The following is an 18504-nucleotide window of genomic DNA, read 5'->3' as shown; positions in this document are numbered from 1 at the left end:
CAGCGCAAGAGAGGCTCGGTGGTCCGGCGAACTCAAATGGGTAAGCTTGAACCGCCCATGTTGGCCCTTCACCCCGCGTCGAAGAGGGTCAAGCTTTGACTCAAGCCTAATTGCATTGTCCAACCAAAGATGGAGCCAAGCGTCCTTTGTTCGAAAACTTGCATAAACGGACGGGCGGCTCTCGTAGACATCAATGATGTCTCGGAAACAGCCCCGAAATTCTGGATGAAGAGCAACTCCGGTGAGGATTGCTTCTTGTCCTCACATCCTGCACTTACGATCTTGAAGTTAGAGAGATTTGTAGAAGCTTTCATGTTTGTCCGCCATTTGTCGCAAAAGCTTTGGCGGGGCGAACCGGGGGCCATATTTGGCTTCGAGCATGTGGCAGAGCCTGATGAAGTTTGCTGTACCCATCAAATCGATATAGGACAGCACGCCACCGGTAAACGGCGGAAAACCGAAGCCCAGTATTGAGCCCACATCCGCGTCGCGGGGATCGGTAACAACGCGCTCGTCCATTGTGCGCGCGGCTTCCACCGCTTGCACGACTAAGAAGCGTTGTTTAAGCTCCTCGGCGTCAATCTGATCGGGATCGAGATGATTTGGCTGCAGGTCGGCAAGTCCCCGCCAAAGCGTCTTTGAGCCCTTCCCCTTCTCGGGGTAATCATAAAAGCCTTTGCGGTTCTTGCGCCCAAGACGCCCCTGGTTCACGACTAGCTCGACCATCAGTTGCTTCTGCGCGGGGTCAACCGCGTTCTGTCCTAGATCGGCTTCGGTCGCTCTCATAACCTTCAATCGGAGATCCAGCCCGACCTCATCAACCAATGAGAGCGGCCCGACCGGCATGCCCGCCATTTTGGCGCAGTTCTCAGCCATTGCTGGCGGCACGCCCTCTAAGAACATTTCGATTCCTTCAGAGATAAAGCGCCGCACGCAGCGATTGGCGAAGAAACTGCGAGAATCGTTGACGAGGATCGGGATCTTGCTGATCTGATCAACATAGTCGAGCGCCGTCGCAAGCGCGAGATTGCCGGTATTCGTGCCAAGAATGACTTCAACCAGCCTCATCTTCTCGACTGGCGAGAAGAAATGAATACCAATGAAAATACCTTGCTCCGTGAATGACTCGGCCAGGGTACTGATCGGCAGTGTCGAGGTGTTGGAAGCGAAGATCGCGCCTTTCTTGAGGAACGGCTGCGCCTTCGCGTACACCCCGGCCTTGGCTTTACGATCCTCGAACACCGACTCAATCACAAGGTCGCAATCCATGATTGCCGCGTAATCAGTGGTAGGGATGATCCGCGAGAGCGTCTCGTCGCGATCGTTCTCGCTGGCTCCACCCTTCTGGATGAGATCGTTGAACATTGAATCAGCGTGCGCCTTCGCTTTATCCGCGCTCTCTTGATGCCGCGTGATTAGGACCACCTCGATGCCGGCGCGCGCCGAGACGTACCCGACACCTGCGCCCATGAAGCCAGCGCCAATCAAAGCGAGCTTCTTCACCTTCCTTGGAGGCACGTTCTGTGGACGACGGCGACCTGGCTGTAGTTCCGCCATCGAGAGGAATAGAGTCCGGATCATCCCGCGCGTTACTTGCGCGCGCAGGACGTTTGCGAAATACCGTGATTCTACGCGTAGCGCCGTTTCTATCGGCAGCTGTAGTCCTTCGTAAACGCAGCTCATGATCGCGCGCTTGGCGGGGTAGTTGTCGTAGGTTTCGCACCGGTAGATGGCATTGGCCGCGTGGAATGCCATTTTGCCGGCGTGGGAATAGACTGGACCGACGGGCAGCCTGAAATCCTTCTCATCCCAGCGAGCGACCCCTTGGCCGCCGCCTTTGATCCAATCCTTCGCCTCCTTAACCAGATTGCGGGCTGGCACGATGGCATCGATCAGTCTCAGCGCATGGGCGTGCGCAAGATCTATCGTGTCGCCTTTGATCAGTATCTGCATCGCCTGCTGTGGCGCAACCATCCGCGGCACGCGCTGGGTGCCGCCTGCACCAGGGAACAGGCCAAGCTTGATATCGGGGAAGCCGAGCTGCGTCGTCGGATTGTCGGCCGCCACGCGACGATGGCAGCATAGCGTCAGCTCGAATCCGCTGCCTAGCGCACGCCCGTTGATGGCAGCGACCCACGGCTTGCCTGAAGTCTCGATCGACCGGAAGACGAGCGACAGTCGCCGGCTCTGGGCAAACAGCCTTTGATTCGCGGCAACCTCGCCCTCCTCCTTCAGCACCCGGACGTATTCCTTGTACATTCCGTCCAGCCTCGAGATCTCGGCCCCGGCGGAGAACGTAGCCTTACCGGAGGTGATGACCACCCCCTTCACGGTGGTATCAGCGGTCGTTTGCTTGACGACTTCTTCAAGCTCATTGCTCGAAACCTCGTCCAGCACGTTCATAGAATGGCCTTGAGTGCTCCAAGTCACCAAGGCAACGCCATCAACGTCAGTTACGACTTGAAAATTCTTGAAGGCCATATCTTTGGTCCCCTCTACTCCGACTGCCATCATGCATGCAGCGATTCCTGGAGAGAATTGGCGATGCGTCCGAACCCCAAATGTTTTTTGATAAACATAGGTTCTGCTTCGCCCTTCACTGGTTCAAGTTACGCGATGTGATCCAGTTGATTCATGCTACCTCACACCCGTTCGATAATCGTGGCCGTTCCCATGCCGCCACCAATGCAGAGTGCCACCAGTGCGGTCGCTTGGTTGCTGCGTTCGAGTTCGTCAAGCACAGTGCCTAAGATCATCGCACCAGTTGCGCCGAGAGGATGGCCAAGTGCAATCGCGCCGCCGTTGACATTGATTTTGTCGTTATCAATGCCGAGCGCTTGGATATAGCGCAGCACCACCGAAGCGAACGCCTCGTTAAGCTCGAAGAGATCCACGTCCGACTTCTTCATACCCGAGCGTTCGAACAACTTTCTGGTAACATCGATAGGACCGGTCAGCATAATCCCGGGCTTGGAACCGATATTGGCAAAAGCCCGTATTTTCGCTCGCGCCTTGAGCCCGTATTTTTTCCCCAAATTCTTGCTCCCGAGCAGCACCGCAGCAGCGCCATCGACGATCCCGGAAGAGTTCCCTGCGTGATGTACATAATTGATGCGTTCGATTTCCGGATGCGACTGGATGGCGACCGCATCGAATCCACTCGTCTGTGCGAGATCCACGAGGGACGGACGTAGCTGCGCCAGCGACTGCATGGTCGTAGCCGCGCGAATGTGTTCGTCTTTATCTAAGATGATGAGCCCGTTAATATCTTTGACCGCCTCGATCGATTTGCTGAAGCGACCCTCGAGCCACGCTCCCGCCGCCCGCTGCTGGCTCTGCACCGCATAGCGGTCAACGTCCTCGCGCGAAAAGCCATATTTGGTCGCAATCAGATCCGCGGCAAGCCCATGAGGCACGGAATAGGTGGGTATCGCAATGGAGGGGTCTATTGACGAGGCGCCGCCGGATGCACCCATGCCGACCCGACTCATGGATTCCGCGCCACCGCCAATCACGAGCTCATGCTGACCACTCACGATCTGGGAGGCCGCGAAGTTCACCGCATCAAGGCCCGAGGCGCAGAAGCGATTGATCTGGACGCCGGGTACCGTCTCTCCAAGACCCGCTTTCAACGCTGCAAGCCGGGCCATGTCACCGCCCGCTTCGCCGACAGGATCGACGATACCGAGGACGACATCGTCGATCACATCTTGTGGAATATTGTTCCGTCGCCTAAGCGCCTGGAGCGGCACGGTGGCCAACTGAAGTGCAGTCAGCTCATGTAACGCACCGTTTGATTTGCCGTGGCCGCGCGGAGTACGAACGTGATCGTAGATATATGCCTCGCGCATTAGACTTCTCCTGAATGACGATCATCGTGCGACATCGGATTCAATGACGGCCGGGAGGCGTCGGTATACCTATGGCAAGAGCTAGCGCACCCACAGATGGCTCGCCGGCTCGTATCCGCGTTCCGGAACAAGCTCTGCGCGATATGCGCTCTCCCGATTTACTACGGAAGAGGTTCGTGACGGTGAACACCGCGATTGCCAGAAGGTGTTTCGCTTCGAAATAAGCACGTACTGGACGACGATAAACTCTTCTTTGCGGCACGGACTTGCATACCTCTCTCGGATTACCGATCGGTACAACGATCGAGAGCATCGCCCGTTGTATGTGTTTGCGCTCTGGCCTCACTCAGCGTTGCTCCGTCTCACTAGCAACTGTCGTGCCAATGCTGCTAAAGCCCATGTCGCCTCTGGTGACGCTTGCCGCAAGTCCAAAGCCAGTGCTTCGAACGAGGCCGTGTAGTTCCTGTTAGACACCAAACAACGATCACACGTTGTTAGTATGAAGGCTCCTCCTGTCGTAACGGGATTCGCGCGTCATGTTGGCAGAACGGATCACCCAGCGAATTAGCCAGAGCGAATAGACTTGGGGCAAGCTGTGGAACGCACTGAACGATCTAGGTACAAGTACCCGCACGAGACGGTACCGACGTATGCCTCCTTGCTTTTCGGCAAGCTTAGGCCGCTCTAGCAAAGATAAACGTATGGTCTGCTTTGCGACGGACGAATGTGGATGGCTCTTTGGACATGGAACTCCCTGGAGAAACGCCACCTCCTAAGCGCCTCGAGCTGCATCAGAATGAGCATTGGCAATGCGGCCTTATGATCGGTCCTTGGCTGGCAGATGCGGCCGCTGACAGGAATACTGCTAATGCATGAAATAGTGAATCTGCATGCCTTTCGAGGCGACTGGAGATGGAGCTATTGCGCGAGATGGTGGGCATTACCCCACCGGTTCATTGAGCTCCATGTAGCCGGGCTGATCGGGGAGTGACGCAGTGACGCGGCACTCATAGGCCTGACTCTGCTCCTGTCCAAGGCTCGATTTTTTCGTGACTTCAACCAGTCGACTTTCAAACGTTTGATTCACTGCCCCCGCTTTCGGCGAGGGGCGAGCGCTACATGGGCTTGGCGACGCTTAGGTTAACATGTATCCGGCAAATTGAGTTCTGCCGTTCTCTGTCGAGAGTTCGAGGCTGTCTCAGCATCGCCCGCGCTTAGCACACCAAAAGTCACGAGCTGCGGAGGCTCGACTTGCGCGGACGCTTGCGAAAAGAAACTCGAAGGCTCGTGTACACTTATTTACGTGTACAGAGCCTACGATACACCTCGTCCCTGTTAGGCCAAATAGCCGTTGCTCGCATGAGCGCGCGACAGTGCTCATAAAGCACTGTACGGTCGTCAGCGAGGCTGTGCACCAGCGAAGATCACGACGATACTGCCGGGGCGCTGTTGTTGTGACCATCAACCAACCTGATCAAGTCCTCACGGGTGGTCCAGAAAAGCCAGTCGTCGTCCACAATATCTTCGTCCACCAGCCGCAATATCGATCCCCCGGGCTCACAGCGCGATACATCGTAAACGTGCTTATCGACGGACTGAATCTTGGCGGCCCGGGCAAACGTGGCGCGTCGGAATTGAACCGGAGAGTGGGCAGACAAGCTCTCACCTAAGAGAGGCAGAGGGTCACTGCATCGTGCGATGCCAGACAATCGTCTGTTAGGATTGTCGAGGCCGCGACATATGCAGTCAGCGCCTCGTCTTGCCGCCACTCATGTAAGCCGTTGAAATTGATAACTATAAATGGACAATCATTGGTCTTGGTCAATTGGCACGAGTTTTGAGAGTCTACCGTGTCAGGGAGCTACCAACGATATTCATGTCGTGAGCGAGATATCGTTTTCTCTCTTTCGCCAAGGTTGAAACGGTGGCTGATGTGGAGACCTAGTATGTGCGCGACGCTGAAAAGCCTGTCTCGTTTTGATTGCGCGGTGGTCGCCCGTTTAAAGATCGAGCCCGAGCAAGAAGACTTTGTAGACTCACTTGATTTAGTATTTACCGAACTTCGAAATAGTTCATGGCCCTGCCTTGAGCACCCCTTCTCAATCGTCGCCAGCGATGAGGTTGTAGGCTTTTTTGTTCTCCGTGAAGGGGCGGCGTTGCCTGAATGGGCCCCCCCAAACGCTATGACTTTGCACAGCCTTTGCGTGGACCGAGCATACCAGGGCAATGGATACGGTACGGCAGCGATTAAACTTGCCGCTCGATGGGTCTCTACAAACCGTCCACGTGTTAACAGTCTCATGCTTGGCGTCAACGTACGCAATGAGACAGCTAGAGCTGTTTACCTGAAGTCGGGGTTTCGGGATACGGGCGCGACTCACTTCGGCCCAAGCGGCACTCAAAACATTCTTGAACATAAGATCGGTTTGGGAGGATAGGTGTGATCCTTGTGTTCCTTTTGGCCCTCGTGGTGGCAAGGTATTCGGGGCCCCCAAATCTGAGCGAGCCTACATTGCCGTCGCCGTCGCGACTGGCGGTTATTGCCTGCTTGGATGAGGACGTTCTCAGCAGCAGATTGCGGATCTTCGCCCGCGCCGCAGCGTCTCCATGCCGTCCATGCGCGGAATCCTCAGCATCTCCTCCTTCGTGCAATGAGTGTGAAGGGTACGATCGAATATGCGGTGAAGCACATCCGCGCCCAGCAAGCTACTGACTAGAACCAGCCTATCGCGGCGGCAGTTGGGGCACCTCGAAAAAATTCCACGGCTAGCCTCGGCCCGCCCGCATTGCCGTGGAGCAGCACAAGGGTGGTCCACTCGTTACAGAAGCAGGATGAGAGGCATGCTATGCTTCACAAGACCATAACGCAATTGATCGGGCAGACCCCGGTAATGTCGATTGACATTCCCAACCGGGACACTCGTTTGATGCTAAAGATGGAAAAAAACAATCCCGGCGGCTCGATGAAGGACCGCATGGCGCGAAGCATGGTTGTGGCTGCACTGAAGGATGGGCGCCTCGCTCCAGGCGGCACCATTGTTGAATCCTCTTCTGGTAACACCGGTGTAGGCTTGGCTCTCTCCGCGTTGGACTTTGGCCTGCGCTTTATCGCCGTGGTCGATCACCATGCGGCACCCGACAAAGTCCGGATGATGCAGGCCCTCGGCGCTGAGATTCGCTATGTTGAAGGCGAGTTTGCGGAAAACGAAGTCGCCGTTGTCGAGAGGCAGCGCCTAGCGGCGCAGCTCGCCGCAGATCTTAGCGGCGCACTATTCATGAACCAATCTGACAATCCCGCAAATCCGGAAGGCTATTCCGCTCTCGTCGAAGAACTGATCTCTCAACTTCCCGACGGCATCGACGCGTTTGTCGGATGCGTTGGGACCGGCGGGTCCATGACCGGAATTGCGCAACGGCTCAAGCGCCACAAGACGACGATGCGCACGATCGCCGTGGAGCCGGCTGGATCAATCATTTTCGGAAAACCCGCGCATCCCTATTACCAGTCGGGCACTGGCATGCCCGCTGGTGATGCGGTCGGCAAAGTCCTGGACTATGAATGCATCGATCAGGGCGTACAGGTGACCGATACTCAAGCTTTCGAGACCGCGCGTTACATCGCTCGGCGCAAAGGACTTTTAGTCGGTGGGTCTTCCGGCGGAGCTATCTACAAAGCCCTGGAATTCATCGCCGCAGGCAAGCTCACTGGTACGGTTGTGACAGTGGTCGCCGATGGGGGCGAAAAATATCTGAGCACGATTTTCGACGAGGACTGGATGGCTAAGCGCAGCTTGCTCGATCCAACGATCGCCGCCCAGTTGGACAAGTGGCTCTTCGGAAAGGTGAGTGCAGCCTGAGGTTGACGGTCGCGCCGCCCGCCTCACTTCACTTGTGCAATTCTCGAAGCAGAACATGTTGCCACCTTTTGACATGCGGGCCGTCCGAATCTTCCCGGCCCAGCGTAAACATCCTGGAAGAGGTTGACCGGCCACTGCGCATTTCCTCCCGAAGGAGTTAGAGTTCGGCCCAAAGAAGGACGGACAGATGAAGCGAGCAAGGTTCACGGAAGAGCGGAAGAGCAAATTATTGCGGGCTGAAGGAGCATGAGGCCGGGGCGGAGACGGCCGATCTGGCTCGCAAGCACGGGATCTCCGAGGCGACGATCTACAATTCGAAGGCCAAATTCGGCGACATGGACGTTTCCGACGCGAAGCGGTTGAGGGCCCTGGAGGAGGAGAACGGGAAGCTGAAGAAGCTTCTGGCCGAGCAGATGCTCGATGCGGCCGCACTTCGCGAGCTCCTTCAAAAAAATGGCAGGGCCCGCCGCCAAGCGCGATGCGGTCGCGCATCTGCAGGCCGTCATGAGCCTGTCGGAACGGCGGGCCTGCTCGATCGTGGAGGCGGATCGGAAGTTGATCCGCTATCGCTCCAGCCGCCCGCCGGACGCAGTTCTGCGTGAACGATTGCGCGATCTCGCCAGCGAGCGGCGGCGTTTCGGCTATCGCCGTTTGTTCGTCCTGCCGCGGCGGGAGGGCGAGCCATCGGGAATCAACCGGATCTACCGGCTTTATCGCGAGGAAGGGCTCACCGTCCGCAAGCGGCGGGCACGCCGCAAGGCCGTGGGGACCCGTGCCCCGATCCTGGTCGAGGCGAGGCCGAACGCGCGCTGGTCGCTGGACTTTGTCCACGGCCAGTTCGCCAATGGCCGACGCTTCCGCATCCTCAACATCGTCGACGACGTCACCAAGGAATGCCTGGGCGCCATTCCGGACACGTCGATATCGGGGCGGCGCGTGGCCCGCGAACTGACGGCAATCGTCGAGCGACGCGGCAAGCCAGGAATGATCGTGTCAGACCATGGCACCGAGTTCACCTGCAATGCTATGCTCGCTTGGTGCAAGGACGCAGCCATCGATTGGCACTTCATCGCGCCGGGAAAGCCGACGCAGCACGGCTTGGTCGAGAGTTTCAATAGCCGGATGCGCGATCAGCCGCTCAACGAGACCCTGTTCTTCGCTTTCGATGACGCCCGCGCTAAGATCGCCAATTGGATCGCCGACTACAATCTCAAGCGTCCCCACTCGTCGCTGAAGTACCTGACCCCCGCGGCCTACGCCGCACCTCACCGCAACGGACGATCGGCTGCGCAACCCCGACCAGCTCCGCCGATCGTCCGTTGCTCCACCCGCGCCACTTGGCGTATAAAACTCCGAGACTCTAACTACCGCTGGATGAAAATTCAGTGGCAGGTCAGTGCCGAGCAAGTTTGACAGCCACTGAGAATTGGCTTTATCGATCTAGGTTAACCTCCAAGAAGGCCTCCGGCATGCCGGCCGGGGGCCTTTGATTTGGCGCGAGTTCATTGGTGAGCCTGAAAGTCATCTCTCTGGCTTCTTGCGCGAACTCGCGGCCATCGGCGCCGAGGCGCCCCCCCGATGTGAAAGCCAATGCGAGCCAAGCACTCAGACAGGCGTGCCTCAGCGCTTGGAGACCAGCAGCGGGATATGACTTGTGTGCTGTTTTTCTAGATGGCACAGCCTGGATCCCTCGATGTAAGGGTGGGAGGGATGGCGTCCGCTAGTCTCCCGAGACGGAGGGATGATTATGGCAGCCCAGGTCTCACCACAGCGCGAACCAGCGCCCTCCAATGCTCAGCGCTCAATGGAGCAGCCTTCTTGAGCCTACTACAGGCGTCTAGTCATTCAAACGGAATGTGATGGTGCTGGTTCGTCAGCTGACACAGGCTGATAAACTGTACCGCCGCTCGATGCCACCTCATCGAGCACGTTCTGCCACGTTAAACGCCAGGCGAATTGGTGCCGCTTTATATTGCAATAAATCCCACCAAAGTAGGTAGTCTCTCAAGACGAATTGGCGGCGCACTACGTACTACTAAATCGCTTGAAACGCCATGACGCGCTCGTCGCGACAGTAGACAGGATCCAGCCATGAAAGGCATAGCCAATCCGTTACAAGTCTCGCGCTTTCTCCACGTATATGACGACGCCGCCATTCGGAAAGGCGTCAAGATTTCGATGGGATACGATTTTCATCAGTATGTGTCGATGACTGAAGCGATTCCGACAAAAGGGAGGACATACCCGATTTTCCGGCCAGATCGCTCACCCATTGAGCCAGGCGAGGGGTATTGGATCGTAGGCGTCGACAAGAATAGCGAGATCGTTCTTGTACAGGCGGCTCGATTGTATGACCTCTCGAACAGCACTCTTGCGGAACATCTTCAATCCCTGAAATTCTTCTACGCTGACCCGACCAAGCATGCGCATCCGCAGGATCAGTGTATTTGCAGAGCCCCAACCGCCCGGAAAATTATTGGTAGGGTGGTCTACCACGGCGACATTTGGGTGTGCAGAGACTTCAGAGGACAGGGTATGGTCAAGATCATGTCAGGGATATCGCGCGGTGTGTCCCTTACAATGTGGGCTCCTGATTTTACGTGTGGTCTTGCTGGGCAGTGCAATCGTCGAGAGCGGGCTTGGCGTTCGCGTGATGTCTCAACTGTGACTATGACTACTCAACTATCAGACTGCCGTTCAGACGCTCCCGTTTCACCCACCAGAAAGCCGGCAATGTGCTAGCTCGCTGAGCCAACAAAGCTTGGCACCTTGCGAAAGCAAGTCGCGCATATTCGCGGTGCTCACGTCAAACGCTCAATAGCCGCGTCGCAGATCAATCAAATTCTTCAGCGGCAGTCCCTTCAGGTAGCGTTCGATGTTCCCTGCAACAATTTCAAATGCTCGCTCCACGTAGTCAGTGACGATTCCCGAAATATGGGGCGTTACAATCACGTTCGCCATGCCCCACAGCGGGCTGTCCTGCGGCAGCGGCTCGCGCTCGAACACGTCGAGCATCGCACCCGCTAGTGTGCCCGCCTGCAGGGCGCCAATCAATTCGGACTCCACGACCACGCTGCCCCGGGCAATGTTGATCAAGAATGCATTACGTCGCATGCATGCGATCTCATCGGCTCCGATAAGACCGATTGTCTCCGGCGTAGCCGGCACGGCCAGAACCACGAAGTCGCAGAGCGGCAGTAAATCCTTCAGCTCATCGGAGCGGAACAACCGGTCTATACCTTCGACCGGGACCGAAATATCCCGCTTCGCACCCAAAACAGTCATCCCCGCGCTCTTCGCGCGCCGAGCGATAGTCGCCCCAATCGAACCCAAACCGACAACGCCAAGCGTTTTGTCGGCCAATGGCGTTACGGATCGAAAGTTCCATTTGCGCTCTGCCTGGTCGCTCAGAAGTTTGCGGAAATCCCAATTCAGTATCGTCACGCCGCCCATCACGTAATCCGCGATTAAGCCGCCATGCATTCCACGAACATTGCTCACGATTATATCATCTGCCGTGTCACGGATCGGCAACATGGAATCAACACCCGCGCTAAGGGATTGGAACCAACGCAGTTTCGTTGCCCTGTCGAACAATTCAACTGGGAAATGAAAAGCAAGCAACGCGTGCGCCTCACCTATGTATCGCTCTAGCCGCTCAGAATCCGGCGCCACAATGACTCGGACTTGCGGAAAACGCTCACCCAACACTCGCGCAAAAGCTTCGGCGTTAGGGAGGTTTATGACAATGGTGAAGGGTGGGCTTTCAATCGACATGTTACTGTTACCTTCATGGTTGTGCGTTGGGTGGTGCCTCGACACCAGTTCCTGTTCTAACAAGACACCCTCCTGCTGAATCAGAGCGAAGCTGCACACACCGCTTCAAAGGAACGAAGGTATGCGCGCCTTCATGAACTCGGCGAAGCGCCTGGGATTGGCGTCAGCAAATGCCGTTCCACACCATCCTGCGCAAATCTATCGAAAAGCAAATTTGAAATTCTTTGATGTGGCGCCGCCGCTGTCCGAAATTCTGCGCCTTTGCATTGATCGCACCGAATTTGCTTACGATTCGGCCTTGCCGCCTGATTATCAGCAGTATTAGGCACCGTGAAATATTTCCCTTATGCTGGGTCAAAGCGGAACATCGTGCAGCTGAGCAAAACATCATCGATGATCGCTCATCTCCAATGACTTCCTTCACAACATCTCGTCCCGTCACAACCGATTCGTCGAATTGATATATCAATCAGCATCGGCGCGCGGAGGTCGTCCGCGTCCCCTGCCACCCCACTCGGCATGTGGGTCCGCACCGGGCGCTTCGATGGGTTGAGGTTAGCCGGCTAACTCCCAGCCGTTTGAAGGATCGTTCGGCAACGCCCTGTTGAGCGCCATCGCCGAGTTGTGGCACCAGCGCCGGCTGTTGGCGGCAACCAGTCTGGCAACTTGGGATGGCACGCCGCGAGCCAACAGCGCGGTAGATGACCTCGCCTCGTTTCCAGTGCTTGAGTTGTACGGCCCGGAGAGCTGACGGACCAGCGGCCGTTATCGGCGGACGCCCGGGGCGCGTCCGCGAGCCAGAAGTAAGCTTTTCAAGCCTTGACATACGTTCCGAGCGGTGTGCACAGCGCAAGGCTTCGGCCGGCGCTGCGCCGGGTCAGCTCGCGCACGCGCTCCTTCATGCTTTCCATGGCCTGTGGTACCGTGCGCGGTCGGACCATGCCCCTTGGCTAGCCAGAATGAGAAGCCGAAGAACTTGGATGCCGTGGCCCCCGCCACCTTGCTCTTGGCTCCGTTGACGCGGAGCTTCAGCTTCCCGAACAGCTTGCGCCGCACGGCAGTGCGAAGCGGCACGGGTTTGGCCTCGCCCCGCATCGCCCACAATCGCGAAGTGATAGTGCTCGGCTCCGTCGCGGCTCACCGAACAGGTCGCCCCGTCGACGATCCGGTCGCCAGGGTTAAAGGCGAGGGCTTTCGACTTCAGGTCAGTACCGGCATTGTGCAAACTGCAGAGGATGATCTGGCGCATAGCTGACGTGTGCCTCCAATCGCACCATTAACAACACGGTAGCGCGAGCCCGGTGGAAGCAAGGCGAAATTACCGCTGACATCTTCGCGTTTCTTACCTGCGAACCGATCGCCGAGGTGAAGCGCATCCATCCAAAATCGCGAGCGAAGAGGCCGGGACAAAACCTGGTGGCGCGTCTTCGCTTGCTGACCGCCCGACATTGCTGCTGGCTTTCAGGCCATCGTGGACTTCGTTCCACAGTAAGCAATTGAGATTCATAGACTGCGGCTCCTCGTTGGCGGCCACTTTAGATGTTTAGTCCCGGCATTTTCTGGAGCGGATTGAGGTTAGTTCTGGCTCATTTGTCCAGGCCCTGCAGATGAACTCGAACGGTGTGAAGGTTTTGAGAGTTTTGAGTCGCTTGGCGAATTTGTAGGCGTTGACGAAGTCTGAGAGGTGGCTGCGGAGATCGACGTGAGTCTCGTAGTGGAAACGCTTGGCCCAGGGATGTTTGGGCTTGGTGAGGCGATGTTCGATATCGTTGCGGGCGCAGGCCACGACAAAAGCATGCGCCCAGAAGGGCTCCTTCCGCTCGATCTTCTGCTTGATTTCAGCCGCGGTCCAACTGCCGCCGGCTGGATCGGTGAAGTGAGTGCCATTGTCCGTGAGGACGGTGTGAACCTTATAAGGCAAGGCCTTGATGAGATTCTGCAAGAAGTCGGCGGCGACGGGCTTAGTGTGGCTTTCTCGTGCAACTCTGTGCAGGCGCACTTCGAGGTGGGATCGATAGCGGCCAGGAGATAGAGCCGGCCTTCGGCGGTGTGGACCTCAGTCGATGTGAAAGTAGCCGATTGGATAGTGAACTTGCGTTTGATGCCTTTTTGCCAACTTTTACGTCCGGCAGCCGCGATATGCTGTGGCGCTGAAGACATCGATGAGGCGATGAGCGGGTCAGATGCGGGATCATGGCCTGAAGAGCGTAGAGACGGTCGTCGAGCGGCAACAGCGTATGTTTGCGAAAAGCGACGATGATGGCTTCGTCCTATAAAGGTGGACTTAGGCTCCTTGGGTCCAGTCTTCAGATCACTGACGGAGCCGCGCCTTTTCCACTTGGCGATGGTCTTGGGATTGATCACGCAGCGCTTAGCCAGCGCTCTTCAGCTCTCTTGACTGTTTTGTATTGCTCAACGGACCGCCTCCGTCGTGGTGGCGCAGCCGTGTAGAATTTGTCCCACAGCGCTTCCTTCGAATCGTGCGATTAGTCCGTACCAGTCGCAAGCGGCAAAGAAATACCGCGGCGGCGGCAGGCGGCCTCGATCGTATTCCTGAGCAGGCACGCGATTGTCATCGGCCCCACTCCGCCCGGCACTGGTGTCAGCACGCCCGCGACGCTGCGCGCGCTCTCGAAATCCACATCGCCAACCAACTGCTGCTTGCCGTCGCGTTCGATGCGATTGATGCCGACGTCGATGACAATTGCACCAGGCTTAATCCATTCGCCACGAATGAGCCCCGCCCGCCCAACCGCGGCAACCAAAATGTCCGCACGACAACAGACCGAAGGCAGATCCTCGGTCTTGGAGTGCGCTATGGTAACCGTGCAGTTTTCCCGTAACAGGAGTTGTGCCAGCGGCTTGCTGACTATGTTTGAACGGCCAACGATGACCGCAGAAAGCCCGGCAAGATTCTTACGGACGTCCTTGATCAAAAGCATACAGCCGAGTGGCGTGCAGGCGACCAAAGTGGGCGCGCCGAGCGACAGGTTGCCCACATTAATGGGATGGAAACCGTCGACGTCCTTCGCCGGATCGATGGCGGCAGTCACTTTCTGGGCATCAATGTGAGAGGGTAGTGGTAGTTGGACGAGAATGCCGTCAACGTCTTCGGCGACGTTCAGGCGCTTGATCAACGCGAGAAGATCACTTTCGCTGGTCGAGGCGGGCAACTCGTGATGGAACGAGCGTAATCCCGCTTCGAACGACCTACGCACCTTGTTGCGAACGTAAACCGAGCTTGCAGGATCATCGCCAACCAGCACAACGGCAAGACCAGGGGTCGCCCCCCGCTCCACGAGAGTTTGGACCACACCGCGCAACTCGGTGTGAAGCTGCCTCGCGGCGGCAACGCCATCGATCACCACTGCGCTCATGTCCCGTTTGCCCGCATCATGATACTCATCGAAAGACCACCGTGCGATCGCCGTTCAATAGGATCCTGTTTTCCGCGTGAAACTTGACGGCTCGTGTCAATACTGCGGCCTCCACATCTCGTCCGACCGCCGAGAGTTCCTCGGGCGTGAGGGAGTGATCAACGCGTAAGACGTCTTGCTCGATGATCGGCCCCTCATCCAGATCTGCCGTGACATAGTGGGCCGTCGCGCCGATCAACTTGACGCCCCTTGCCTGGGCCTGATGATACGGCCGCGCTCCCTTGAAGCTTGGCAAGAACGAATGATGGATATTGATGACCCGGCCGGACATCCTCTGGCAGAGCCCATCCGACAAGACCTGCATGTATCGGGCCAAGACAATCAAATCGATGCGTTCCTGCTCGACCAGCTCCATCAGTTTTGCCTCTTGCGACAGCTTTGTCTCGGCGGTGATCGGCAGATGATGGAAAGGAATGTCGTAGGACGCAGCGAGGCGGCAAAACGCCTTATGATTCGAAACTATCAAGGGAATCTCGACCTCTAGCATTCCAGTGGAATATTTAAACAGAAGGTCGTTTAGGCAATGCCCCGCCCCCGAGACCATAATCATGAGCCGAGGCTTCGATCCGAAATCATGCAGTTGCCACGTCATGTCAAACAACTTTCCAACGTCGGAAAACTCCGACCGCAACCGTGAGATTGCAATGTTATTCAGCGCGTCGAACGAAATGCGCATGAACAGTTTGCCGGCACCGCGATCGGAGAATTGAGCGCTGTCTCGGATATTGCATCCGTGGGTGGCGAGGAAGCCAGAGACAGCGTGAACAATGCCGATCCGATCCGGGCAGGAAAACGTCAGGACGAAGTTGGCACAATTGATTCGCTCCTTGGACGATCCAGAGAGAGGCGAACTCTGTGCGTGGGGGCGGGCCGATACGATGCTGATTCCAGACATGACACCTACCGATCAGGACGCCGCCGCGGACACGGCCACGGCACCTTCGATGTTCTTCACCCGATTGTTGGCGGGATCATAGAACGCGCGTAGCGAAGCACGGGCGGGCACACGCACGCCGGCGACCTCGACCTCCAACCTGCCGCTCTGCAAATAGGCCGCATCCACTCCTCCGCCGTCGGGGTTCTCGACATAGCCCAGACCAAGAGAGGCTCCGATGCTGTGACCGTACATGCCGGACGTGACGCGCCCTACGAGCCGACCGCCGTGCCAAATCGGTTCATTGTGGTACAGCAGCAGCGCAGGATCCTCGAGCGCTACGTGGACCATCTTGCGTTTGGGTCCCACTTCCTTTTGACGCAGCAGGGCATCGCGCCCGATGAACGCTTGCGGCTTCGACCAAGCGACCGCGAAGCCGAGCCCGGCCTCCAGCGGGGTATCTTCGTCGGTGATGTCGTGGCCCCAGTGCCGGTAGCCTTTCTCCATTCGCAATGAATTCATCGCATGGTAGCCGGCAAGGCGCATGTCGAATGAAGCCCCCTCTTCGACGAGAACGTCGAATACGCCCTGGACGAACTCCGTCGGAACGTACAATTCCCACCCCAGTTCGCCGACATAGGTGATGCGGCTTGCCCGCACCTTGGCATAACCAAGATCGATGACCTTGGAGGTCGCAAATGGAAACGCACCGTTCGACAGGTCGGCATCCGTCAGCTTGCTCAACAAACTCCTGGACTTCGGACCCATCACGCCGAGGACCGAGTAAGCCGAACTGACGTCGACGGCCAGCGCCCGTGCACCTTCCGGAATGTTGCGCCTCAACCAGGCGAAGTCCCTGACTTGGGTGGCGACCGCAGTTACAATGAGGAAGCGCTTTTCGCTTTCGCGGGTGATCGTCAGATCCGCCTCGATGCCACCACGATCATTGAGCCACTGAGTATAGACGATGCGCCCGACCGGAACGGAGACATTATTGGCACAGACCCGATTTAGGATGTGCTCGGCGTCCTCCCCCTCGAACACGAATTTGGCGAAGGATGATTGGTCGAACAGCCCGACGCTCTCGCGGACCGCGAGATGCTCCTCCGCGGAATAGTCAAACCAGTTCTGCCGCCCGAAACTATATTCATACTTGCCCTCGCACCCATTTGGCGCATACCAATTGGGTCGTTCGAAGCCCGCGACCTCACCGAAACAGGCCCCCCGCGAGAGCAAGCGATCATGGAGCGCCGAACGTCGGACACCTCTCGCCGTCTCCGCCTGCCGGAACGGCCAGTGCATCGCGTACAGCAACCCAAGCGACTCGACCGTTCGATCCCGGAGATAGCGCCGGTTCGATTGGAACGGCATCACGCGTCGTATATCGACGTCCCACAGGTCCATCGGGGGGTGACCATCGACGATCCAATCGGCAAGCACCTTGCCTGCTCCACCCGCCGAACGTATACCAATGGAATTAAAGCCTGCCGCCACGAATAGATTTCGGACCTCTGGCGTCTCGCCCAGCATATAACGATCATCCGGGGTGAAACTCTCCGGTCCGTTGAAGAACAGCTGGATTCCTGTCTTCGCCAGCATCGGAACGCGACGGATCGCCCCCTCAAGTAGCGGCTCGATGTGCTCGAAATCGTCCGGCAGGGTATCGAATTCGAAACTCTCGGGTATCCCCTCCATTCCCCAAGGCTTTGCAACCGGCTCGAACCAGCCGACCAGCAACTTGCCGGCATCCTCCTTGAAGTACGTGCAGGCATCGGCGTCCCGCAGCACGGGAAGATGCCTTTTTATGTCGGGCAACGGCTCCGTGACGATATAGAAGTGTTCGGCCGCGTGAAGCGGCACCGTCGTCCCAACGCTTGCGCCGAGGTCCCGCGCCCACATGCCCGCGCAATTGACCACAAACTCGGCGGCGATTTCGCCGTCCTTGGTGCGAACACCGACCGCGCTGCCATTTTTGATCATGATCTCGGTTACAGCCGTGCCCTCAAATATCTTCGCCCCTCGAATCTTGGCCCCCCTCGCCAGTGCGTGTGTCGTGTCCACTGGATTGGTCTGGCCATCTTTGGGAAGATGGACCGCACCCACAAGATCTTCGGTTGACATCAATGGCCAAAGATCGCCCGCCTCCTTCGCGGTGAGGACGTTTACTTCCAGGCCAAAACAACGAGCCATTGACGCTCCGCGCTTCAGCTCCTCGAAGCGCTCCTGATGAGTCGCAATTGCCAATGACCCGATCTGCCGGTAGCCAGTGTTTTGACCCAACTCTCGTTCGAGTTGCCCGTAGAGCTCCGTTGTATATTGGGCCAACCGCGTCAGATTGTGGGTTGCCCCGAGCTGACCAACCAAACCAGCGGCATGCCATGTCGTCCCGGAGGTGAGTTGCTTACGCTCAAGCAGAACGACATCGGTCCAACCGCGAAGAGTCAGATGGTAGGCCAGGCTGCAACCCATGATACCGCCACCAACAATGACGACTTGAGCCAACTTTGGAAGATCCGTCATATCTGAGCTCCAACGACCAGTTGTGAACTTTTATATCATTTTTTCACAATTGTGAATAGTAATTTCATACTTATAGGTATTTTTTTCTCAAGTTGTCTCATATAAAGAATCGGGGCCGTTTCGCAGTCGTGTTACAGGCATTTCAGCGAAGCCGTGATTGACTGTCGAAAGTGGCTTGCTTCACCGGG

10 protein-coding genes and 2 pseudogenes are annotated in these 18504 nt (G+C 57.2%); 5 read left to right on the top strand and 7 right to left on the bottom strand.

Annotation, left to right across the window (positions count from 1 at the left end; all coding sequences use genetic code 11):
- Nucleotides 1-288 precede the first annotated feature (288 nt).
- Entirely contained in the window at nucleotides 289-2481 is a 2193-nt protein-coding gene (locus ACLFLU_RS08560) for a 3-hydroxyacyl-CoA dehydrogenase NAD-binding domain-containing protein (RefSeq protein ID WP_426411795.1), read from the bottom strand.
- Nucleotides 2482-2642: 161 nt separating this feature from the next.
- Nucleotides 2643-3851: an acetyl-CoA C-acetyltransferase gene (locus ACLFLU_RS08555; RefSeq protein ID WP_426411794.1), complete on the bottom strand. Its 1209-nt coding sequence runs from the start codon at nucleotides 3849-3851 to the stop codon at nucleotides 2643-2645.
- Nucleotides 3852-5797: 1946 nt separating this feature from the next.
- On the opposite strand from ACLFLU_RS08555, the gene ACLFLU_RS08550 reads away from it, so the two are divergent.
- The 3 genes and pseudogenes from ACLFLU_RS08550 (at nucleotide 5798) to ACLFLU_RS08540 (ending at nucleotide 9056) form a co-directional block, all read left to right on the top strand.
- Nucleotides 5798-6289 (top strand): GNAT family N-acetyltransferase, encoded by a 492-nt coding sequence (locus tag ACLFLU_RS08550; protein ID WP_426411793.1) that lies wholly within the window; start codon nucleotides 5798-5800, stop codon nucleotides 6287-6289.
- 408 nt (nucleotides 6290-6697) lie between these two features.
- A complete protein-coding gene (locus ACLFLU_RS08545) occupies nucleotides 6698-7708 on the top strand; it encodes a cysteine synthase family protein (protein ID WP_426411792.1) in 1011 nt (336 codons plus the stop codon).
- 187 nt (nucleotides 7709-7895) lie between these two features.
- Nucleotides 7896-9056: pseudogene (locus ACLFLU_RS08540) on the top strand (IS3 family transposase).
- A 1466-nt stretch (nucleotides 9057-10522) separates the two neighbouring features.
- Here the strand turns inward: ACLFLU_RS08540 and ACLFLU_RS08535 are convergent.
- Complete coding sequence (locus ACLFLU_RS08535; protein WP_426411791.1) at nucleotides 10523-11548, bottom strand: D-2-hydroxyacid dehydrogenase; 1026 nt, start codon at nucleotides 11546-11548, stop codon at nucleotides 10523-10525.
- Between the two features lie 58 nt (nucleotides 11549-11606).
- Between ACLFLU_RS08535 and ACLFLU_RS08530 the strand changes: the two genes are divergently transcribed.
- Complete coding sequence (locus tag ACLFLU_RS08530) at nucleotides 11607-11810, top strand: hypothetical protein (RefSeq protein WP_426411790.1); 204 nt, start codon at nucleotides 11607-11609, stop codon at nucleotides 11808-11810.
- Between the two features lie 621 nt (nucleotides 11811-12431).
- The gene (locus ACLFLU_RS08525) at nucleotides 12432-12740 is read left to right on the top strand and encodes a hypothetical protein (RefSeq protein ID WP_426411789.1); all 309 of its coding nucleotides are present in this window, start codon (nucleotides 12432-12434) and stop codon (nucleotides 12738-12740) included.
- 280 nt (nucleotides 12741-13020) lie between these two features.
- On the opposite strand, the pseudogene ACLFLU_RS08520 reads toward ACLFLU_RS08525, so the two are convergent.
- The 4 genes and pseudogenes from ACLFLU_RS08520 to ACLFLU_RS08505 form a co-directional block, all read right to left on the bottom strand.
- Nucleotides 13021-13894: pseudogene (locus ACLFLU_RS08520) on the bottom strand (DDE-type integrase/transposase/recombinase).
- Between the two features lie 77 nt (nucleotides 13895-13971).
- On the bottom strand, nucleotides 13972-14862 hold the full coding sequence (gene folD, locus ACLFLU_RS08515; protein ID WP_426411788.1) for a bifunctional methylenetetrahydrofolate dehydrogenase/methenyltetrahydrofolate cyclohydrolase FolD: 891 nt from the start codon (nucleotides 14860-14862) through the stop codon (nucleotides 13972-13974).
- A 25-nt stretch (nucleotides 14863-14887) separates the two neighbouring features.
- Complete coding sequence (gene purU, locus ACLFLU_RS08510; RefSeq protein WP_426413944.1) at nucleotides 14888-15742, bottom strand: formyltetrahydrofolate deformylase; 855 nt, start codon at nucleotides 15740-15742, stop codon at nucleotides 14888-14890.
- A gap of 87 nt (nucleotides 15743-15829) precedes the next feature.
- Complete coding sequence (locus ACLFLU_RS08505; protein ID WP_426411787.1) at nucleotides 15830-18316, bottom strand: GcvT family protein; 2487 nt, start codon at nucleotides 18314-18316, stop codon at nucleotides 15830-15832.
- Between the last annotated feature and the right edge of the window lie 188 nt (nucleotides 18317-18504).

Source organism: Bradyrhizobium ganzhouense (genome assembly GCF_049949285.1).
GTDB lineage: Bacteria > Pseudomonadota > Alphaproteobacteria > Rhizobiales > Xanthobacteraceae > Bradyrhizobium > Bradyrhizobium ganzhouense.
The sequence above is the reverse complement of the archived record's forward strand: the minus strand, read 5'-3'. Positions and strand labels throughout refer to the sequence as shown.